The following is a 19,645-nucleotide window of genomic DNA, read 5'->3' on the forward strand; positions in this document are numbered from 1 at the left end:
GCGAGCACGCTCGCCGCGCTCGACGTCGAGCGCGGCCTGGTGCTCGGCCGGATGCGCGACGCCCAGCAGGTCGCCGCCATCCTGCGCGGCCAGGCGGTCCGCGCGTACAACGAGCAGCAGGCCGCCTCCGAACGCGCCGAGCAGGCCAAGCTCGCCGCGCAGGCGGCCGTCGAGGCGCAACGGCGCGAGACGAGGGCGCTGGAGGCCGAGCGGGCCGAGCTGCAACAGGCGGTCGACTCCGCGCGCAGCCGCGCGGACCTGCTGGCCAGACGGCGTTCGGCGGCCGCCGGACAGGTCGGGTACGGGCGTGAGCTGATCGGGTCGGGCTCGCTCATGGGCGACGTCGCGGCCAACTGGGCGCTGACCCAGCTCGGCAAGCCGTACGTGTGGGCGGCCGACGGCCCGGCGAGCTTCGACTGCTCGGGCCTGACCATGCGGGCCTGGCAGCGGGCCGGCATCGGCATCGACCACTGGACGGGCACCCAGTGGACCTCGGGGCCGCACGTGCCGACGAACCAGCTACGCCGCGGCGATCTGCTCTTCTTCGGCTACAACAAGGACGATCCCGGGACGATTCACCACGTCGGCATGTATGTCGGGCGCGGGATGATGGTGCACGCGCCGCAGACCGGCGACGTGGTGCGGGTCGCCTCGATGTGGCGCCGGGACCTGGTGGGCGCCACCAGGCCCCGCTCCTGACCGCTCACGGCGGGCGGCCTACGGCGTGCGGCTCACGACGTGCGGCCTACGGCGTGGCTTACGGTGTGTGGCCCTCGCCGGGCGCGTCGGCGCCGTCGTGCGCGTGGCCCTCGTCCTTGGCCCGCTGGAACGAGCGCTTGATCTCGACCTCGGCCTCCATCCGGCCCACCCAGTTGGCGCCCTCGACGGACTTACCGGGCTCCAGGTCCTTGTACACCTCGAAGAAGTGCTGGATCTCCAGCCGGTCGAACTCCGGAACGTGGTGGATGTCGCGGATGTGCTCCATGCGCGGGTCCGTGGCCGGCACGCACAGGACCTTGTCGTCGCCGCCCTTCTCGTCGGTCATCCGGAACATGCCGACCGCGCGGCACGTGATGTAGCACCCGGGGAACGTCGGCTCCTGGAGCAGCACCAGCGCGTCGAGCGGGTCGCCGTCCTCGCCCAGCGTGTTCTCGATGAACCCGTAGTCGGCGGGGTACTGCGTGGAGGTGAACAGCAGCCGGTCGAGCCTGATCTTCCCGGTTACGTGGTCCACTTCGTACTTGTTCCGTTGTCCCTTGGGAATCTCAACGACAACGTCGAACTCCACCGCGGTTCCTCCGCTCACGCCGTGTGGGCGTTAATGTCTCGTAGGCGAACACCAGGAGAGAGGTCAGGCGAAGTGGCGAGGCACGAGCGGTGGGTGATGATGACCACTCTCGTCATGCTCCAGGTGCTGACCATCGTCATCGCCGTATACGCGATGAACAGCGATTTCACCCTGGGCGCACTGACAAGAGAAACGCCACCGGCCGGGCCGACGCCTTCTCCCGAGGGGTCTCCCCCCGTCCCCGTGATCACCGCGGGGCCGCTGCTGGCCCAGGTGAGGGCCGGGAACGGACCTCTCCCCACCAAGGGTACTTTGACCCGGCAGCTCACCCGCGCGCTGGGTGACGAGGAGTTGGGCACCAGGGTGGGCGCGGTGGTCATCGACGCCGCCACCGGCCAGCAGATCTTCGCCTCGAACCCCGACGTCGGCATCACCCCCGCCTCCACCACAAAAGTGATCACCTGCACGGCCGCGCTGGCCTCGCTCGGCCCCGACGCCCGCCTCACCACCCGGGTCGTCCAGGGCGCGTCGGCGAACTCGATCGTCCTCGTGGGCGGCGGCGACCCGACGCTGGCCGGGCCGTCGGCCGGCAACCGCTCCTACCCCAAGCAGGCCTCGCTCGCCACGCTCGCCTCCCGCACCGCCGCCGCGCTCAAGGCCAAGGGCGTCACCAAGGTCACGCTCTCGTACGACGCCTCCCTCTTCACCGGCACCCCCGTCGCGCCGGGCTGGAAGCCGGGCTACATCCCCGACGGCGAGGTCGCGCCCGTGTACGCGCTGGCGATCGACGAGGGGCGGCGCGATCCCGACCAGCGGCAGCCGCGCGTCTCCGACCCGCCCCAGTACGCCGCCGCCGCGTTCGCCAGGCTCCTGGGCAAGTACGGCGTCAAGACCGCCAAGACCGTGCGCCCCGCCAAGGCGGCGGCCGGCGCGGCCGAACTCGGCAAGGTCGAGTCCGCGCCCCTGTACGCGCTGGTCGAGCACACCCTGACGTTCAGCGACAACGACCTGGCCGAGGCGCTGTCCAGGCACGTCGCCATCAAGGAGGGCCAGCCCGCCTCCTTCGAGGGCGGCTCCAAGGCCGTGATCACCGCCCTGCGGCGGATCGGCATCACCAAGGGCGTGCAGGTGTCCGACGGCAGCGGGCTGTCCATCCGCAACCGGATCAGCGCGGACGCCATGGCCAGGACCATCGCGCTCGCCTCCGGCGCGAGCAACCCCGACCTGCACCCGATCGCGCCCGGCATGCCGATCGCCGGGTTCACCGGCACACTCGGCAACGGCCGGCGCTTCACCGAACGCGACGCCAAGGGACAGGTCGGGCTGGTGCGCGCCAAGACCGGCACCCTCAACAACGTCAACACGCTCGCCGGCCTGGCCACCACCAAGGACGGCCGCCTGGTCACCTTCGCCTTCCTCGCCGACCGCGTCCCCGCCTCCGCCGAACCGATCCTGGACCGACTGGCCGCCATCGTGGCCCGGTCCTAGCAACGCCCCTGTTTCATGGCGATCCTGCGGATCGCGGCTCAGTCGCTGGGACCCGGCGTCTTCCACTCGTCACTCAGTCGCTACGCTCCCTCCCTCCTCCCTCCAGACACCGGCGCTCCTGTTTACGGCGATCCTGCGGATCGCGGCTCAGTCGCTGGGACCCGGCGTCTTCCACTCGTCACTCAGTCGCTACGCTCCCTCCCTCCTCCCTCCAGACACCGGCGCTCCTTCGCGGCGCGGGGCGGTGCGGTGCGGTGCGTGTGTGGGGGTGATGACGCCCTTGGAGGGTGGCTTAATAGCGATGCATCGCGAGTTGGCCGCGGAGCACGTACGGTGGACTGTATGCAGGTGATCGACTGGGATCTGGCCGTCACGACCGGCACGCGCCTGGTGCGCCCCGGTCCTCAGGTGAGCCGGGAGGAGGCCAGGCAGGCCGTCACCGAACTCCGCGCCCTGTCACGTGAGGCCGAGGGGCACGTACGCGAGTTCACGAAGATCCACACGGAGGCCGCCCCCGAGGCGGCGACCATCGTCGACCGGCCCGGCTGGATCAGGGCCAACGTCGAGGGCTTCCGCGTGGTGCTCGAACCACTCACACAGCGGGTCGCCGCCGGGGCCAACCCGCCGCCCGCCATCGTCACGGCCGTCGGCTCCCGCATCACGGGCGTCGAGGTGGGCGCGGTGCTGGCCTTCCTCGCCTCGCGGGTGCTGGGCCAGTACGAGCTGTTCCTGCCGCCGGACCCGACGGGTCGTGAGGCGGCGGGCCGGCTGACGCTGGTCGCGCCCAACATCGTGCACGCCGAGCGGGAGATGAACGTCAACCCGCACGACTTCCGCCTCTGGGTGTGCCTGCACGAGGAGACCCACCGGGTGCAGTTCACCGGGGTGCCGTGGCTGCGCGAGTACATCCGTTCGCAGATGACCGAGTTCCTGCTGGCCTCCGACCTCGACATGGCGACCCTGCTCGAACGGCTGCGCAGCGCCGCCGACACGGTGGCCGACGTGGTGCGCGGCGGCGAGGGCAACATCATCGACGCCATCCAGTCGCCCGGCCAGAAGGAGATCCTCGACCGTCTCACGGCCGTGATGACGCTGGTCGAGGGGCACGGCGACTACGTGATGGACGCCGTCGGCCCGTCCGTGGTGCCGTCCGTGGCCGACATCAGGGCCAAGTTCGCCCAGCGCCGCGAGGGCGGCTCCCGGCTCGACCGCACGGTGCGCAGGCTGCTGGGCATCGAGGTCAAGATGAAGCAGTACGCCGAGGGCTCCGCGTTCGTCCGCGCCGTGGTGGAGCAGGTGGGCATGGACGGGTTCAACCGCATCTGGACCTCGCCGGAGACGCTGCCGACCACGCCCGAGATCAAGGATCCCGGCGCCTGGGTGCGCCGCGTGATCGGCACCAACGCGCTGCCCGCCTGACCGGCGGTGGGCCCGCACCCTGCGGTCGCCGACGTCCGCAGGGCCGTCCGTGAGGCGCTGGCCGGCGTCGGCGAGGGCGAGCTGGTGCTGGTGGCCTGCAGCGGGGGAGCCGACTCCCTCGCGCTGGCCGCGGCGCTGGCGTTCGTCGCGCCGCGCGCCGGCCTTCGCTCGGGTCTGCTGACCGTGGACCACCAGCTCCAGGAGGGCTCAGGTGGACGCGCGCGCAAGGTGGCCGCGCTGCCGCTGGGGCTCGACCACGCCGAGGTCCTCACCGTCGAGGTCGGCACGGCCGGCGGCCCGGAGGCGGCGGCCAGGGACGCGCGTTACGCGGCGCTCGCGGAGGCGGCCGGCAAGCTCCGGGCCGTCGCCGTGCTGCTCGGCCACACCAGGGACGACCAGGCCGAGACCGTGCTGCTGGGGCTGGCCAGGGGCAGCGGGCTCAGGTCGCTGTCCGGGATGGCCGCCGTGTCCGGTCTCTACCGCCGTCCGCTGCTCGGGCTGCCGAGGGCGACCACCGTCGCCGCCTGCCGGGCGCTCGGCCTCGACCCCTGGGACGATCCGCACAACGAGGATCCGCGCTTCACCCGCGTACGGGTGCGGACGAGGGTCCTGCCGCTGCTGGAGTCGGAGCTCGGGCCCGGCGTGGCCGAGGCGCTCGCCAGGACCGCCGATCTCGCCCGGGACGACGCCGACGCCCTCGACGAGTGGGCCGAATCGGCGTACCAGAATTGCGCTCTAAGCGATATCGCCGGATCGGTGACGCTGTCCGTACCCGCCCTCGAAGGGCTTCCAGGCGCCGTCAGGCGGCGCGTTCTGCGCCGGGCCGCGATCGCGGCGGGAACGCCGTCCGGGGCGCTGTCGGCCACCCACGTCCGCGCCGTGGACCGCCTGGTCACCGCCTGGCGCGGGCAGAAGGCCGTTGACCTGCCCGGGGGGATGGCCGCCGTGCGGCGATGTGGCACCCTGATACTCGCCATCAGTCCCATCCCGTAAGGAACCACAGGTGGACGCTGCCGACATGGGCAAGGACCTGGAGAAGGTGCTCATCCCCCAGGACGAGCTCCAGGCCAAGATCAAAGAGCTTGCCGGGCGCATCGACACGGACTACGACGGCAAGGACGTCCTGCTCGTGGGCGTGCTCAAGGGCGCGGTGATGGTGATGGCCGACCTGGCCAGAGCCCTGCACGTGCCCGTCCAGATGGACTGGATGGCGGTGTCGTCCTACGGCGCCGGCACCAAGTCGTCCGGCGTCGTGCGGGTCCTGAAGGACCTCGACACCGACATCATGGGCCGCCACGTGCTGATCGTCGAGGACATCATCGACTCCGGCCTGACCCTCCACTGGCTGCTGGAGAACCTGAAGTCGCGCGACCCGGCCTCCCTGGAGATCTGCACCGCGCTGCGCAAACCCGACGCCATCAAGGTGCCGATCGACGTCAAATACGTCGGTTTCGACATCCCCAACGAGTTCGTGATCGGTTACGGGCTCGACTACGCGGAGCGTTACCGCAATCTGCCGTTCATCGGCACCCTCGCTCCCCACGTTTACAAGTAGCCGCCGGGAACACCGCGCCCCCTGACGTACGTTGGTAGGGCAAGACCGGTGTAGCGGGCGGTCCCCCCGTGCGCTTTGCCGGTGTACCTTCTGAACTCCGGGAGGGTGACCTAGCGTCCTCTTCGGGTAGTCAGAAGTCGCGGCGTCGGATGCCGCGGCCCCGGGGCACCCCCGGGGTTCCAGGCCATGGTCAGGAAGGGACGGGCCCGCAAGGGGTTCCGCATCGGATGGATCTCAAGCGATTTACACGTGGGCCACTGCTGTGGATCCTGGGCATCGTCGTGCTGCTCCTGCTCGTCACCCAGCTCTGGAGCGGCGGTGGCAACTTCAAGCAGGCCGACACGTCCACGGTCCTGCAGCAGATTCGCGCCGGCAACGTCAGCAACGCCAAGATCGTCGACAAGGACCAGCGCATCGAGCTGACGCTGGTCAAGCCGATCACCGTCAAGCCGGGCGACACGGCGACCAACATGATCCAGTCCGACTGGGTCGCCGGCTACGGCACCAAGCTGACCGACGAGCTGCAGGCTCAGGTCGACGCCAACAAGACCAAGAGCTTCAACACCGAGGTGCCGCAGGAGAACTTCCTGGTCAGCATCCTGGTGAGCTTCCTGCCGATCGTCATCATCGTGCTGATCTTCCTGTTCATCATGAACCAGATGCAGGGCGGCGGCTCGCGGGTGATGAGCTTCGGCAAGTCCAAGGCCAAGCTGATCACCAAGGACACCCCCAAGACGACCTTCGCCGACGTCGCCGGCGCTGACGAGGCCATCGAGGAGCTCCAGGAGATCAAGGAGTTCCTTCAGGCCCCGGCCAAGTTCCAGGCGATCGGCGCCAAGATCCCCAAGGGCGTGCTGCTGTACGGCCCGCCCGGCACCGGCAAGACCCTGCTGGCCCGCGCGGTGGCGGGCGAGGCCGGGGTGCCGTTCTACTCGATCTCCGGATCCGACTTCGTCGAGATGTTCGTCGGCGTCGGCGCCTCGCGCGTTCGCGACCTGTTCGAGCAGGCGAAGGCGAACGCTCCGGCGATCATCTTCATCGACGAGATCGACGCCGTCGGCCGGCACCGCGGCGCGGGCCTCGGCGGCGGCCACGACGAGCGCGAGCAGACCCTGAACCAGCTGCTCGTCGAGATGGACGGCTTCGACGTCAAGGGCGGCGTGATCCTCATCGCCGCGACCAACCGGCCCGACATCCTCGACCCGGCGCTGCTGCGTCCGGGCCGGTTCGACCGGCAGGTCACCGTCGACCGCCCGGACCTGGAGGGCCGCAAGGGCATCCTCAGGGTCCACGGCCGCGGCAAGCCGTTCGCGCCCAAGGTGGACCTCGACGTCATCGCGCGCCGCACCCCCGGGTTCACCGGCGCCGACCTGGCCAACGTGATCAACGAGGCGGCGCTGCTCACCGCCCGCGCCGACCAGAAGCTGATCACGATGGACGTCCTCGAGGAGTCGATCGACCGTGTCATGGCAGGGCCCGAGCGCAAGTCGCGGGTCATGTCCGACAAGGAGAAGAAGATGATCGCCTACCACGAGGGCGGTCACGCGCTGGTGGCGCACGCGCTGCCCAACTCCGACCCGGTCCACAAGATCACGATCCTGTCCCGTGGCCGCGCCCTGGGTTACACCATGACGCTGCCGATGGAGGACAAGTTCCTGGCCACCAGGTCGGAGATGATGGACCAGCTCGCGATGCTGCTCGGCGGCCGCGCGGCGGAGGAGCTCGTCTTCCACGAGCCCACCACCGGCGCCTCCAACGACATCGAGAAGGCCACGGCGGTCGCCCGCCGCATGGCGACCGAGTACGGCATGAGCGAGCAGCTCGGCGCCCGTAAGTTCGGTTCCGGCCAGGCCGAGGTCTTCCTGGGCCGCGAGATGGGCCACGAGCGCGACTACTCCGAGAAGATCGCCTCCTCGATCGACGAGGAGGTCCGCCGGATGATCGAGACGGCGCACGACCAGGCCTGGGACATCCTGGTCGAGTACCGCGACGTCCTCGACAACCTGGTCCTGGAGCTGATGGAGAAGGAGACGCTGTCGCGCGAGCAGGTGCTGCAGGTCTTCTCCGACGTCGTGGTCAGGGAGCACCGCCCGTCCTACGCCGGTTACGGCAAGAGGCTGCCCTCCGACCGCCCGCCGATCCTGACCCCGAAGGAGCAGTCCGCCAACGGGTCGCTGGCGACGGGCCACCAGGACGCGCTCCCCTCCGGGGACAGCGTGTAAGAACGACTTGGGACACGGTTTGACGCACCACGATGTAGACCTGGGCCGGATCGAGAAGGCCGTACGCGAGATCCTCTACGCCATCGGCGAGGATCCCGACCGTGACGGCCTCCTCGACACCCCCTCGCGGGTGGCCCGGGCCTACGCCGAGCAGTTCTCCGGCCTCGGGCAGACGCCCGAGGACGTGCTCAACAAGGTGTTCGACGTCGACCACGACGAGATGATCCTGGTCAAGGACATCGAGGTGTACTCCACCTGCGAGCACCACCTGGTCCCCTTCCACGGGGTGGCCCACGTGGGCTACATCCCCAACAGCCGCGGCCAGGTGACGGGCCTGTCCAAGCTGGCCCGCCTGGTGGACGTCTTCGCCCGCCGCCCGCAGGTGCAGGAGCGGATGACCTCCCAGATCGCCGACGCCGTGATGCGCGTGCTGGAGCCGCGCGGGGTGATCGTGGTGGTCGAGTGCGAGCACCTGTGCATGACGATGCGCGGGGTCCGCAAGCCGGGCGCGCGGACGGTCACGTCGGCGGTCCGCGGCGACTTCCGTACCAGCGACAAGACCCGCGCCGAGGCGATGGCGCTGATCCTGGGCCGCTGACCGGCTCCCGTGCCGCTTCCCCCAAAACCCCTTTCCCTCCCGTACGGCAAGCATGGGCCGGCCCCAGTCGCCGCACGTGGCTGAGGGCCTCCAGGGACACGGCCGCTGAGCCCGCACGGGGCCGGCCACCGTCACAAGACGGTGAGACCACGGCCCTCCCTCCGATCCCGGAGGCGCCGCGAACGGGAAAGATCCGGAACGAGACAGATCGTTATTCACATACGGACACCCGCCACATGGAACACAACATGACACCGCCTAGGCTTGGGGCATGAGGATCGTGGCGGAAGGCGACAGGTGCCTCGTTATGGGGGTTGTCAACGTCACGCCCGACTCGTTCTCCGACGGCGGGCTGTGGTTCGACGAGGCGGCGGCGATCCAGCACGGGCTGGAGCTGGTCGGCGAGGGCGCCGACATCGTCGACGTCGGCGGCGAGTCCACCCGCCCCGGCGCGGCCAGGGTCTCGCTGGAGGAGGAGCTGGCCCGCGTCGTGCCCGTGATCAGCGCGCTCACCTCCGAGGGGGTGACGGTCAGCGTCGACACCATGCGCGCCGAGGTGGCCAAGGCGGCGGTGGAGGCGGGCGCCAGCCTGGTCAACGACGTGAGCGGCGGTCTGGCCGACCCTGTGATGCCCCGCGTGGTGGCCGACACAGGTGTCGCCTATGTCGTGATGCACTGGCGCGGCCACAGCCACGACATGGACAGCAGGGCCGTCTACGCCGACGTCGTGACCGAGGTGCGCGAGGAGCTGGCCAAGCGGGTCGACCTGGTGCTGGCCGAGGGCGTGTCCGAGGAGCAGGTCGTGCTCGACCCCGGCCTCGGGTTCGCCAAGAACGCGGCGCACAACTGGGCCCTGCTCGGCGGGCTGCCCGACCTGGCCGACCTGGGCTATCCGCTGCTGATCGGGGCGTCGCGCAAGCGGTTCCTGGGCAAGCTGCTGGCCGACGCCGACGGGACGCCGCGCCCGTTCAGCCGCAGCGACGACGCCACCGTCGCTGTGACAGCGCTGGCCGCGCAGGCCGGCGCCTGGTGCGTACGCGTGCACGAGGTCGGTCCCAACGCCGACGCCGTACGAGTGGCGGCGGCGTGGAGAGGGCGGGGGGCCGGCAGATGACCGTCGAGACTATCGAAACGACCCGGAGCTGACACATGAGCGTCGACACCGCCGCGATCGAGACGGTCAACCAGGAGTTCTATCTCGCGATCGAGGACGCCAACCTCGACAAGATGACCGAGATCTGGGCCGAGGACACCACGAACGAGCAGGTCAGCTGCGTGCATCCGGGCTGGACGCTGCTCGCGGGGCGATCGGAGGTGCTGCGGTCATGGGCGCTCATCATGGCCAACACCACCTACATCCAGTTCGTGCTGACCGACGTCAGCACCACGGTGCTCGGCGACGTGGCCGTGCTCACCTGCGTCGAGAACATCCTGACCGCGGGCGAGGAGGGGGAGTCCAGCTTCGCCGCGGGCAAGGTGGTGGCCAGCAACGTGTACGTGCGCACGCCGCAGGGCTGGCGGCTGTGGATGCACCACGGCTCGCCGGTGCTCCAGGGAGATGACGACGAGGAGGAGGACGGCGAGCTTGAGGTCTGACCCCGCTCCTGCCTCCGCCTCCGCGAAGGAGGCCGGCCCCGCCTCCCTGGAGAGGACTGGCCCCACCTCCCCGAAGAGCGCTGATCGCATCGCGTTGAGGGGCCTGCGGGCGTGGGGACGTCACGGTGTGCTGGCGGCCGAGCGGGAGCTGGGCCAGGAGTTCGTCATCGACGCCACCCTCCACCTCGACACCGCCCCCGCCGCCGCCTCCGACGACCTCACCAAGACGGTCCACTACGGGGAACTGGCCCAGGCGCTGGCCGCCGTCGTGGAGGGTGAGCCGGTCGAGCTGATCGAGACGCTGGCCCAGCGGCTCGCGGATGTCTGCCTGGCCGCCGACCTGGTCGAATCCGTCGAGGTCAGCGTGCACAAACCCGCTGCGCCGATCCCGCTGCCCTTCGACGACGTGGTGGTCACTATCGTACGGAACCGTACATGAAACCCCTCGCCGAAATGGAGCCGCGCATGAATGTGGTGCTCTCGCTGGGCAGCAATCTCGGCCGGCGCTTCCAGACACTGCAGGGCGCCCTCGACACGCTGTTCGACGCGCCGGGGCTGGAGTTCGTGGCGGCCTCGCCCGTCTACGAGACCGACCCGGTCGGCGGTCCCGACGGGCAGCGCCCCTACCTCAACGCCGTTGTCATCGCCGAGACCTCCCTCAACCCGCGCGCCCTGCTGGAGCGCGCGCAGAGCGTCGAGAACGCCTTCGGCCGCGTCCGCCAGGAGCGCTGGGGCCCGCGTACGCTCGACATCGACCTGATCGTCGTGGGCGACACGGTCAGCGACGACCCCGACCTGACGCTGCCGCACCCCCTCGCGCACGAGCGGGCGTTCGTGCTGGTGCCCTGGTCCAAGGCGGACCCCGCCGGCGTGCTGCCCGGCCAGGGCCAGGTCGCCGACCTGCTCACGGACCTGGACGAGAGCGGTGTGCGGCTGCGCGCCGACCTTGAGCTGCAGAGGCCCGATTGAAGCCCACCCGCCCCGGCCCGCTGGTCGGCATCGTCGTCGTCGTGGCGCTGATCTCCTGGATCATCGTCCGGCTGCTCTACACCGACCTGCCCATCGTGCCGTGGACCGCGATCCCGACCGTGCTGCTGCTGGCGATCGGGGAGGCGTACAGCGCATGGGCGACGAAGGCGAGGATCGACCGCAAGCCGGACACCAAGCCGGTCGAACCGCTGGCGGTGGCCCGGCTGGCGGCGCTGGCCAAGGCCTCGGCCTACGCCGGCGCGCTGTTCGCGGGCGTCTTCGGCGGGTTCGCGCTGCACACGGTGCAGTTGCTGACGAAGGAGACGCCCCGGCTGGAGTTCTTCATCTCGGCAGGGTCGTCACTGGCGTTCGTGGTGCTGATCTGCGCGGCCCTGTACCTGGAGCACGCCTGCCGCATCCCGAAGGACCCGGAGGATCAGAGACCCACGTAGAGCGGACGCCTGAGCCGCCCCGCCGAGGAGATCACCAGGCGCCCTCCTCCTCGGACAGGTTCTTGCCGACCCGCTGCTTCATGTCGGCGCGTGCTTGTTCCAGCCGCAACTCGCGGTCGAGGAGGCGGAGCGCTCGACGGATCACGTCATCAGGGCCTTCCCCCTCTCGCGTCAAGGCGTCGATGATGCGCTTGTCCTCGGGGGTGGCCAGGAAGTTCACGGTCGCGATCACGTCCGGAGCGTAGCCTGCGGGTTCACCCCTTGTCCGGCACTTTCTCGGCAGGGGTGCGGCGGCGGTTGCGGCCGAAGAGGTAGATGACCGGCAGCGTGCAGACCAGCGGCCCCAGGATGGCGAGCGGCCGTTCCAGCCACCAGCTGATGGTCGGCGGCACCTCGCCGCCCAGGGTGCCGAAGAGCCACCACACCAGCCCCAGCGCGATCGCCATGCCCGTCGTGTGGAACAGGAACAGCGGCAGCGCGAACCGGTTGATCGTCTCGTTGACCCGCCGCCACCCCGGCCGCTCCAGGACCCGTTCCATGGACGGCCGCAGCACCTCCACCAGCCCGATCTGGAACAGCAGCAGCGCCACGATGACGAACGTCGGCGGCGCCATGTTCGACCACTTGTCGCCGGGCACCCCGACCATCGAGCCCGGGTAGATGCCGGAGTACACGAGCCCGAACAGCGAGAACAGCCCCGTCCAGAGGACGGCCACGTCGTAGCGCCTGGGCAGGATGACGATCCGGTCGTAGAAGAACCCGGCCTGGTGGGCCAGCCCCCAGACGATGATCATGTTCAGCCAGCCGGCCGCTTCGAGCCCGTAGCGGAACCGCAGCACGTCCACCACCAGCGCCGCCCCGCCGAGCCAGATGAGCACCAGCACGTCGTAGTGGCGGTGCAGCCACAGCGCCACGGGCAGCAGCGCGATCAGCACCAGGTAGACGGCCAGGAACCAGAGCGGGCTGAGGACCAGCAGCACCACCCGCCACATCCAGGGGACGTCGAAGGCCCAGGTCACGATCGCGCCGACGGCCACCCACACGCCCGACAGCGTGAGCGCGGGAATGGCCAGCGCGCGGATGCGCCGCCAGACGAACGCGCCGATGCCGACGCCGCGCGCCTGGGCGCGGTTCCAGGACAGCAGGTGCACGTGCCCGCCGACGTAGAAGAACAGCGGCAGCACCTGGAGCAGCCAGGTCAGGATCCACAGCCCCGAGGTGAAGCCGAGCGGGCTGGTCGGCTCCGGCCCCTCGGGCTTCCACTGCAGGATCGTGAAGGCCCAGTGCCAGACCACGACGACGATCAGGCTGAGGGCCCGCAGCCAGTCGACGTACTTGTCACGCTGAACGTTCGGTTGACTCACTTGTCTATGTCACCCACGACGAAGAACATCGAGCCGAGAATGGCCACCATGTCGGCCACGAGCTGGCCGGGCAGCATCTCGCGCAGCACCTGGATGTTGCCGAAGGAGGCGGAGCGCAGCTTGAGCCGCCATGGCGTCTTGTCCCCCTTGGAGACGAGGTAGTAGCCGTTGATGCCGAGCGGGTTCTCCGTCCAGGCGTACGTGTGGCCCTCGGGCACCTTCAGCACCTTGGGCAGCCGCTGGTTGACAGGCCCCTGCGGCAGCGAGCGCAGCCGCTCGACGCAGGCGTCGGCCAGGTCGAGGGAGACCTTGAGCTGCTCCAGCAGCACCTCGAAGCGGGCGTGGCAGTCGCCCGCGCTGCGCGTGACGACCTTCACCGGCAGCTCGGGATAGGCCAGGTACGGCTGGTCGCGCCGCAGGTCGACGTCCACGCCGGAGGCGCGCGCGATGGGGCCGCTGACGCCGTACTGCAGGATCTGCTCGTGGGAGAGCACGCCGACGCCGCGCGTGCGGGCCAGGAAGATCTCGTTGCCGAGGATGAGGTCCTCGATGTCGGGCACCTTGCGCCGGGTCTCGGCGACCGACTCCGACACGCGGTCGAGCCAGCCGTACGGCAGGTCCTCCTTGAGCCCGCCGACCCGGTTGAACATGTAGTGCATCCGCCCGCCGGAGATCTCCTCCATCACGGCCTGGATGCGCTCGCGCTCGTTGAAGGCGTAGAAAACGGGCGTGATGGCGCCCAGCTCCAGCGGGTACGAGCCGAGGAACATCAGGTGGCTGAGCACCCGGTTCAGTTCGGCCAGCAGCGTACGCGCCCAGACCGCCCTGACCGGCACCTCCATGCCCAGCATGCGCTCGGCGGCCAGCACCACGCCCAGCTCGTTGGCGAACCCGGACAGCCAGTCGTGCCGGTTGGCCAGCATGATGATCTGCCGGTAGTCGCGGACCTCGAACAGCTTCTCCGCGCCCCGGTGCATGTAGCCGATGATCGGCTCGGCGGTGGCGATGCGCTCGCCGTCGAGCGTGAGCCGCAGCCTGAGCACGCCATGGGTCGACGGGTGCTGGGGGCCGATGTTGAGGATCATGTCCTCGGTGGCCAGCTCTTTCGCGCCCGCACCGATCCCGACCACGCGTTCCGTCATATGGCAATGCTGCCACCCAAGGCCATGGTGATCCAGCACAGGGGACGGTCAAGGAACGGTCGGGCAGCGCATCGCCGAGGTGGGCACGGGCAGGAACCCGGCGAACGGGGGGAGTGAAATCATGCGAAAAGTCGTATTTGATCTAGCGGTGCTGATCTCGCGAGTGACGATCGGCGTGATCTTCGTGACCCACGGCGTGAGCAAGTGGCAGCAAGGGCTGCCGTCCACGGCCGCCGGCCTCGAGACCTCGGGGGTGCCGCTGCCGTGGCTGTCGGCCATATACACCACGCTCACGGAGAGTGTCGGCGGCGCATTGCTGATCGTCGGCCTGCTGACCAGGCTGTCGTCGCTCTCGCTGCTGATCGGGATGCTGGGCGCGATCGTGTACGTCCACGGGGCCGCCGGCGTCATGATCCCCAACGGCTGGGAGCTGGTCGGCTCCCTCGCCGTGACGGCCCTGCTGCTCCTGGTGGTGGGAGCGGGCCGGATCAGCCTCGACTCCGTGCTGCGCCAGGTGTACGCGCGGCGGTCGACCCGCTACGACGCCGATCAGGCCGACACCATCCCCCTGCCGTGGCAGACCATCCGGGAGATGTACGCCCTGGACGCCGTCATGGCCGACGAGGCGCCGCGCGACGGCCCCCCAGGGCGGCTCACCGGCTGACCAGCACGAGGCTCACCGGCCCACGAGGTCGCGCAGCGCGCCGATGAGCCGGTCGACGTGCTCCTCGGTGGTGCCGATGCCGATCGAGGCGCGCACCGCCGACGCCGTGTCGTCCTCGCACCCGCCGTCCTTGGTCCCGAGCAGGTGCCGGACGAACGGGTGCGCGCAGAACTTGCCGTCGCGCACGCCGATCCCGTACTCGTTCGACAGCGCCTCGGCCACCTCACGCGCCGAGTGCCCGTCCACGACGAACGAGACGATGCCCACACGCGGGTGGTCGGGCCCCCACAGCGACAGCTCGTGAACGCCGTCGATCCCGGCCAGCCCCGCGCGAAGGCGGGCGATCAGCCGCTCCTCCTCGCGCACCAGCGGGCTCCAGCCGGTCGCGCTGAGCGCGTCGCAGGCGGCGGCCAGGGCGATGGCGCCCAGCACGTTCGGGGTGCCCGCCTCGTGCCGCGGCTCGGCGTCGTCGTGCCACTCCGCCTCGTCGGCGACCGAACGCACGGCGCCGCCGCCCTTCAGGTACGGCTCGCCGTCCGACAGCCAGTCACGGCGGCCGATCAGCGCCCCCGCCCCGAACGGCGCGTACAGCTTGTGCCCGGAGAAGACGACGTAGTCGAGGTCGAGCGCGGTCAGGTTCAGGCGGCGGTGCGGCACGAGCTGGGCGGCGTCCACCAGGATCCGGGCGCCGTGGCGGTGCGCGATGTGCGCGAGCGCGGCGATGGGCCACAGCTCGCCGGTGACGTTCGAGGCGGCGGTGACGACCAGCAGCTTGGGACCGTCGATCCCGGCCAGCGCCTCGTCGGCCGCGCGCACGGCCGCGCCGGGGAAGGCGGGCGGCGCCAGGCGCACCGACCGCTGCCAGGGCAGCAGGGAGGCGTGGTGCTCGGTGTCGAAGACGACCGCGGTCGTGCCCTCGGGCAGGCAGCGGGCCAGCAGGTTCGTGGCGTCGGTGGTGTTGCGGGTGAAGATCACCGCGTCCTCGGCCCTCGCGCCGACGAACGCCCTGACCGTGTGGCGGGCCTGCTCGTAGCGGGCCGTGGTGAGCTGGGAGGCGTACCCCGCGCCGCGGTGCACGCTGGAGTAGGCCGGGAGCGCGGCGGTGACGGCCGCGTTGACCGGCTCCAGACAGGGGGCGCTGGCGGCGTAGTCGAGGTTGGCGTACGTGACGAGCCTGCCGCCCTTGACCGGCACCTCCAGGTCGGCGCCGAGCACGGCCGGGATCGGCCGGCTCTCCTGGTGACGCGCGGCCACGGTCTCGGCGGGCGCGGAGTTGAAGATCGTCAACGTGGACACGGCGAACCCCCAGGGTCGTCATCGGACCCGTGGAACACCCGGCGAGCCCGCGCTTGCCCGCCACACCTCGTGGCGGACCAGGTCTTCACCCGGGGCACCCCGCCGCGGACGCGAGGGTTGCCGGCCAGCAAGCCGGGGCTGTGCGCTGGCACTCATGACCTACGTCCCGAACTATAACCGACACTTGGCCATCAACCACAACCCCGTGAACTTCTGCGGCTGTTGGCTCGTTGGTACCGGGAAACCCCCTGCCTTGAGGAGAGATGATGCTGGATTGGGTGACCGACCCCAACATCTGGATCGGCTTCTTCACCCTGGTCGCCCTGGAGATCGTCCTCGGAATAGACAACATCATCTTCATCTCCATCCTGGCCGGGAAGCTGCCTCCCGAGCAGCGGGACAGGGCGAGGGTGATGGGGCTGGCCGCGGCCCTGGTGAGCCGGCTGCTGTTGCTGCTGGCGCTGTCGTGGGTGGTGCGGCTGACCGCGCCGCTGTTCGAGGTCTTCGGGCACGAGATATCGGGACGTGACCTGATCCTGCTGCTCGGCGGGCTGTTCCTGCTCGCCAAGAGCGTCACCGAGATCGGCCACAGCATGGAGCTGAAGGACGAGGGTGGCAAGGGCCGGGCGGTGACGTCGTTCACCTCGGTGATCGTCCAGATCATGGTGCTGGACGTGGTGTTCTCGCTCGACTCGGTGATCACGGCCGTCGGCATGGTGGACGAGCTGGGCGTGATGATCGCCGCGGTGATCGTGGCGGTGCTGGTGATGCTGTTCGCGTCCGGGCCGATCAGCAGGTTCGTGGACAGGCATCCGAGCATCAAGATGCTGGCGCTGTCGTTCCTGGTGCTCATCGGGGTGGTGCTCATCGCCGAAGGGTTCGGCCAGCACATCTCCAAGGGGTACATCTACTTCGCGATGGCGTTCTCGGTGATCGTCGAGCTGCTGAACATCCGGATGCGGAGCAGGCACTCCAAAGCAGGGCAAACCCCCTCGTAAGATGAAAAAGTGCGCTTCGATCCTTGGAGTCAGGACTTTGTCGCCCACCCGTACGGCGCGTACGAGGAGCTGAGGCGCGACGCGCCGGTCAGCTGGTTCGAGCCGACCGGGCAGTGGCTCATCTCGCGGCACGCCGACGTGAACTCCCTGCTCAGGGACCGTCGCCTGGGCCGCTCGTACCTCCACGTGGCCACGCACGAGGAGTTCGGGCGGCCGCAGGAGCCGGACTTCCAGGAGCCGTTCTGGCGGGTGATCAGGGCGGGCATGCTCGACGTCGAGCCGCCCGTCCACACCCGGCTGCGCCGCCTGGTCTCCAGGGCGTTCACGCCGCGCATGGTCGAGTCGCTGCGGCCCCGCGTGCGCGCCATCGCCGAGGGCCTCGTGGAGGCGTACGTGGAGAAGGGCGGCGGGGACCTGATCGCCGAGGTCGCCGAGCCGCTGCCGGTGACCGTCATCGCCGAGATGCTCGGCGTGCCCGAGTCGGACCGGCACCTGCTGCGGCCCTGGTCGGCCGACATCTGCCGCATGTACGAGCTGAACCCGCCCCTGGAGTCGCAGCACATCGCGGCCCGGGCGGCGGCCGAGTTCGCGGCCTACCTCGCCGACCTGGCCCGCGTCCGCGCCGTCCGGCCCGGCGACGACCTCATCAGCGCGCTCGCGGCGATCGACGAGCTGACCGAGGACGAGCTGGTCGGCACCTGCGTCCTGCTGCTCAACGCCGGCCACGAGGCGACCGTGAACGTCACCGGCAACGGCTGGTGGGCCCTGTTCAGGAACCCCGCCGAGCTGGAGCGGCTGCGCGCCGACCCCGGCCTGCTGCCGACGGCCGTCGAGGAGCTGATGCGCTGGGACACGCCGCTGCAGATGTTCGAGCGGTGGGTGCTGGAGGACATCGAGGTCCACGGCGTGCGGATCCCACGTGGGGTCGAGGTCGCGCTGCTGTTCGGCTCGGCCAACCGGGACGGGACCGTCTTCTCCGACCCGGACCGGCTGGACGTGGGGCGGACGGAGAATCCGCACATCTCCTTCGGCGCGGGCATCCACTTCTGCCTGGGGGCGCCGCTGGCCCGCATCGAGCTGATCGAGTCGTTCGGCGCGCTGCTGGCGCGGGCGCCGAAGCTGGAACTGGTCACCGAGCCGGAGTGGAAGCCGGGGTACGTCATCCGCGGCCTGGAGTCGCTGGACCTCCGTACGGGCTGAGGCGTCCTGAGAGTGCCCCGGTCAGCGGGACTGGGTGAGCCACCCAAAGCCGCCCAGCCCCCTCGGGTCGATCAGCTCCGCCTCCTCCGACGCCCGCGCTAATTTCCGGAGATATGCCCGCGGATCGGCCCGCGCCAGGTCGAGGGGCGGTCGCTCTCCGGTTATCCCCAGATCCCTTAGCACATCGCGCTGTGTGGATAACCCTGTGGAAAACGCGCCGGCCTCCCGACCGGCCGCGGCGCACGAGTCGAGGGCCACATGCGCGGTGATGTCGCAGGTCCCGTCGGGTATGGGGGCCACGACCGCCCCGTCCCGGTACCCCGTGAGCGTCCCGTGGAAGGGGCGGTTATCCACAGGGTGTGCATAATCGATGGCCACCGCCTGACCCGCGCCGAGCCGCGTCACGACCGCCCGCCAGGCCGTGTCCCGGGGGCAGCCGATCTCGGCCCGTGAGCCGATGCGGCACAGCGGCCACCACCGGTCGAGCCAGGCGCGTTCGGCCTCGCCCAGTGGGCCGCCGAGCCGCTCCTCGCCCGTTTTGATGTTCACGAGGACCAGGCGTGGCCCGTCGGCCGTCTGCTCGGCCACGTCGAGCGGCACGTTGTCGAGCCACTCGTTGGCGATCGCCAGCCCGGTGATGCCGTCCGGGATCCGGGGACTCCACGCGACGCGCTCGGGCAGGCCGGCGGGCCGGGGCGAGAGGTCGACGGCGGTGACGCGCAGCCTGGCGCGCAGAGCGGGCCCGGCGGCCTCCAGCACGCGGCTGACCAGCACGCCCTCGCCCGCGCCGATGTCGACCAGGTCGAGCCGGGCGGGCTCGCCCAACTCGGCGTCCACGCGGGTCAGCAGCGCCAGGACCGCCTCGGCGAAGGCCGCGGAGGCGCTCACCGAGGTGCGGAAGTGGCCGGAAGGGCGTTCGCGGAGGTAGAAGCCGTCCTCGCCGTACAGCGCGTGCTGCATCGCGGCGCGCCAGGTGAGCCACATGTCCTGAACTATTTCATGACTCCTTGCGAATACGTATCGCATTCTCTCGACTACTGATTGTCATTCCCTTGGTTTCTGGTTTACAGTCGGTAGCGGAGCGACCGCAGTCCGCGAATGCGGTCGCTCCCGTTGCATATCCACCCACTGAGAGGAGCCCCCCGTGCTCAAGAAGACTTTTGTCGTGGCCGGCGCCATCGCCATGCTCTCGCTGGCCGCCCCTGCTCAGGCCGACACGGTGACCAGCGGAAACGAGGGCGTGCTGTCGGGAAACCAGATCTTCGCCCCGATCAGCCTGCCGATCAACGTGTGTGGCGTGGCCGCCTCGGTCATCGGCATCACCAACGCCGGCTGCAAGGGCGGTTCGGGGGTCCACAACAAGTGGTGAAGCGGTGAGCTCGGACCGGCGTGCG

Annotated in this window: 22 protein-coding genes and 1 riboswitch; of the genes, 16 read left to right on the plus strand and 6 right to left on the minus strand. The window is 70.1% G+C overall.

Going from position 1 to position 19,645, the window contains the following annotated elements; translation table 11 throughout:
- The coding region (locus KME77_RS24735) for a C40 family peptidase (RefSeq protein WP_219471333.1) at positions 1-699 on the plus strand (699 nt) is incomplete at its 5' end.
- 58 nt (positions 700-757) lie between these two features.
- On the opposite strand, the gene KME77_RS24740 is transcribed toward KME77_RS24735, so the two are convergent.
- Positions 758-1,288: an inorganic diphosphatase gene (locus KME77_RS24740; protein WP_219471334.1), complete on the minus strand. Its 531-nt coding sequence runs from the start codon at positions 1,286-1,288 to the stop codon at positions 758-760.
- A 72-nt stretch (positions 1,289-1,360) separates the two neighbouring features.
- Between KME77_RS24740 and dacB the strand changes: the two genes are divergently transcribed.
- The 11 genes from dacB to KME77_RS24795 all read left to right on the plus strand — a co-directional run bounded on the left by dacB (position 1,361) and on the right by KME77_RS24795 (position 11,587).
- Positions 1,361-2,776 (plus strand): D-alanyl-D-alanine carboxypeptidase/D-alanyl-D-alanine endopeptidase, encoded by a 1,416-nt coding sequence (gene dacB, locus KME77_RS24745; protein ID WP_219471335.1) that lies wholly within the window; start codon positions 1,361-1,363, stop codon positions 2,774-2,776.
- A gap of 342 nt (positions 2,777-3,118) precedes the next feature.
- A complete protein-coding gene (locus KME77_RS24750) occupies positions 3,119-4,195 on the plus strand; it encodes an Rv3626c family coenzyme F420 biosynthesis-associated protein (protein WP_219471336.1) in 1,077 nt (358 codons plus the stop codon).
- Between the two features lie 6 nt (positions 4,196-4,201).
- A complete protein-coding gene (gene tilS / locus KME77_RS24755) occupies positions 4,202-5,188 on the plus strand; it encodes a tRNA lysidine(34) synthetase TilS (RefSeq protein WP_219471337.1) in 987 nt (328 codons plus the stop codon).
- A gap of 10 nt (positions 5,189-5,198) precedes the next feature.
- Positions 5,199-5,750 (plus strand): hypoxanthine phosphoribosyltransferase, encoded by a 552-nt coding sequence (gene hpt, locus KME77_RS24760; RefSeq protein ID WP_219471338.1) that lies wholly within the window; start codon positions 5,199-5,201, stop codon positions 5,748-5,750.
- A gap of 227 nt (positions 5,751-5,977) precedes the next feature.
- Positions 5,978-7,972, plus strand: a complete 1,995-nt coding sequence (ftsH, locus tag KME77_RS24765) for an ATP-dependent zinc metalloprotease FtsH (RefSeq protein ID WP_219471339.1) — start codon at positions 5,978-5,980, stop codon at positions 7,970-7,972.
- A gap of 19 nt (positions 7,973-7,991) precedes the next feature.
- Positions 7,992-8,570 carry a GTP cyclohydrolase I FolE gene (gene folE, locus KME77_RS24770; protein WP_219471340.1) on the plus strand — a complete coding sequence of 193 codons (579 nt, stop codon included), beginning with the start codon at positions 7,992-7,994 and terminating at the stop codon, positions 8,568-8,570.
- A gap of 307 nt (positions 8,571-8,877) precedes the next feature.
- Positions 8,878-9,684, plus strand: coding sequence for a dihydropteroate synthase (gene folP / locus KME77_RS24775; protein ID WP_219471341.1), 807 nt, complete (start codon positions 8,878-8,880; stop codon positions 9,682-9,684).
- Between the two features lie 35 nt (positions 9,685-9,719).
- Positions 9,720-10,166: a nuclear transport factor 2 family protein gene (locus tag KME77_RS24780; protein WP_219471342.1), complete on the plus strand. Its 447-nt coding sequence runs from the start codon at positions 9,720-9,722 to the stop codon at positions 10,164-10,166.
- Between the two features lie 46 nt (positions 10,167-10,212).
- On the plus strand, positions 10,213-10,605 hold the full coding sequence (gene folB / locus KME77_RS24785; RefSeq protein WP_246610684.1) for a dihydroneopterin aldolase: 393 nt from the start codon (positions 10,213-10,215) through the stop codon (positions 10,603-10,605).
- Positions 10,606-10,631: 26 nt separating this feature from the next.
- On the plus strand, positions 10,632-11,135 hold the full coding sequence (folK, locus tag KME77_RS24790) for a 2-amino-4-hydroxy-6-hydroxymethyldihydropteridine diphosphokinase (protein ID WP_219471344.1): 504 nt from the start codon (positions 10,632-10,634) through the stop codon (positions 11,133-11,135).
- A complete protein-coding gene (locus KME77_RS24795) occupies positions 11,132-11,587 on the plus strand; it encodes a DUF3180 domain-containing protein (protein WP_219471345.1) in 456 nt (151 codons plus the stop codon). The genes folK and KME77_RS24795 overlap by 4 nt, the downstream gene beginning before the upstream one ends.
- A gap of 31 nt (positions 11,588-11,618) precedes the next feature.
- Here the strand turns inward: KME77_RS24795 and KME77_RS24800 are convergent, their stop codons facing one another.
- The 3 genes from KME77_RS24800 to KME77_RS24810 are packed head-to-tail and all read right to left on the minus strand — an operon-like array spanning position 11,619 to position 14,093.
- Complete coding sequence (locus KME77_RS24800; protein ID WP_219471346.1) at positions 11,619-11,819, minus strand: hypothetical protein; 201 nt, start codon at positions 11,817-11,819, stop codon at positions 11,619-11,621.
- Positions 11,820-11,841: 22 nt separating this feature from the next.
- On the minus strand, positions 11,842-12,951 hold the full coding sequence (locus KME77_RS24805; protein ID WP_219471347.1) for an acyltransferase family protein: 1,110 nt from the start codon (positions 12,949-12,951) through the stop codon (positions 11,842-11,844).
- A complete protein-coding gene (locus KME77_RS24810) occupies positions 12,948-14,093 on the minus strand; it encodes an NADH-quinone oxidoreductase subunit D (protein ID WP_219471348.1) in 1,146 nt (381 codons plus the stop codon). The genes KME77_RS24805 and KME77_RS24810 overlap by 4 nt, the downstream gene beginning before the upstream one ends.
- 121 nt (positions 14,094-14,214) lie before the next feature.
- On the opposite strand from KME77_RS24810, the gene KME77_RS24815 reads away from it, so the two are divergent.
- Positions 14,215-14,757, plus strand: a complete 543-nt coding sequence (locus tag KME77_RS24815; RefSeq protein WP_219471349.1) for a DoxX family protein — start codon at positions 14,215-14,217, stop codon at positions 14,755-14,757.
- A 12-nt stretch (positions 14,758-14,769) separates the two neighbouring features.
- Here KME77_RS24815 and KME77_RS24820 read toward each other — a convergent pair whose 3' ends face one another.
- Positions 14,770-16,053, minus strand: coding sequence for an aminotransferase class V-fold PLP-dependent enzyme (locus KME77_RS24820; RefSeq protein ID WP_219471350.1), 1,284 nt, complete (start codon positions 16,051-16,053; stop codon positions 14,770-14,772).
- Between the two features lie 44 nt (positions 16,054-16,097).
- Positions 16,098-16,213: riboswitch (SAM riboswitch) on the minus strand.
- A 106-nt stretch (positions 16,214-16,319) separates the two neighbouring features.
- Here KME77_RS24820 and KME77_RS24825 point away from each other — a divergent pair.
- Positions 16,320-17,051 carry a TerC family protein gene (locus KME77_RS24825; RefSeq protein ID WP_219471351.1) on the plus strand — a complete coding sequence of 244 codons (732 nt, stop codon included), beginning with the start codon at positions 16,320-16,322 and terminating at the stop codon, positions 17,049-17,051.
- A 9-nt stretch (positions 17,052-17,060) separates the two neighbouring features.
- Positions 17,061-18,251 (plus strand): cytochrome P450, encoded by a 1,191-nt coding sequence (locus KME77_RS24830; RefSeq protein WP_219471352.1) that lies wholly within the window; start codon positions 17,061-17,063, stop codon positions 18,249-18,251.
- Between the two features lie 21 nt (positions 18,252-18,272).
- Here KME77_RS24830 and KME77_RS24835 read toward each other — a convergent pair whose 3' ends face one another.
- Positions 18,273-19,235, minus strand: coding sequence for an SAM-dependent methyltransferase (locus tag KME77_RS24835; protein ID WP_219471353.1), 963 nt, complete (start codon positions 19,233-19,235; stop codon positions 18,273-18,275).
- A gap of 160 nt (positions 19,236-19,395) precedes the next feature.
- Between KME77_RS24835 and KME77_RS24840 the strand changes: the two genes are divergently transcribed.
- On the plus strand, positions 19,396-19,620 hold the full coding sequence (locus tag KME77_RS24840) for a chaplin (protein ID WP_219471354.1): 225 nt from the start codon (positions 19,396-19,398) through the stop codon (positions 19,618-19,620).
- The last annotated feature ends 25 nt before the right edge of the window (positions 19,621-19,645 follow it).

Origin of the sequence: Nonomuraea rhizosphaerae, from assembly GCF_019396405.1 — a bacterium.
GTDB classification, from domain to species: Bacteria; Actinomycetota; Actinomycetes; order Streptosporangiales; family Streptosporangiaceae; genus Nonomuraea; species Nonomuraea rhizosphaerae.

What these genes read in the sequence shown, in the direction of transcription:
- KME77_RS24750 (WP_219471336.1), top strand. Translation starts at nt 3,119, where the DNA reads ATGCAGGTGATCGACTGGGATCTGGCCGTCACGACCGGCACGCGCCTG.
- ftsH (WP_219471339.1), top strand. Translation starts at nt 5,978, where the DNA reads ATGGATCTCAAGCGATTTACACGTGGGCCACTGCTGTGGATCCTGGGC.
- folP (WP_219471341.1), top strand. Translation starts at nt 8,878, where the DNA reads ATGGGGGTTGTCAACGTCACGCCCGACTCGTTCTCCGACGGCGGGCTG.
- KME77_RS24780 (WP_219471342.1), top strand. Translation starts at nt 9,720, where the DNA reads ATGAGCGTCGACACCGCCGCGATCGAGACGGTCAACCAGGAGTTCTAT.
- folK (WP_219471344.1), top strand. Translation starts at nt 10,632, where the DNA reads ATGAATGTGGTGCTCTCGCTGGGCAGCAATCTCGGCCGGCGCTTCCAG.
- KME77_RS24810 (WP_219471348.1), bottom strand. Translation starts at nt 14,093, where the DNA reads ATGACGGAACGCGTGGTCGGGATCGGTGCGGGCGCGAAAGAGCTGGCC.
- KME77_RS24815 (WP_219471349.1), top strand. Translation starts at nt 14,215, where the DNA reads ATGCGAAAAGTCGTATTTGATCTAGCGGTGCTGATCTCGCGAGTGACG.
- KME77_RS24825 (WP_219471351.1), top strand. Translation starts at nt 16,320, where the DNA reads ATGCTGGATTGGGTGACCGACCCCAACATCTGGATCGGCTTCTTCACC.
- KME77_RS24835 (WP_219471353.1), bottom strand. Translation starts at nt 19,235, where the DNA reads ATGTGGCTCACCTGGCGCGCCGCGATGCAGCACGCGCTGTACGGCGAG.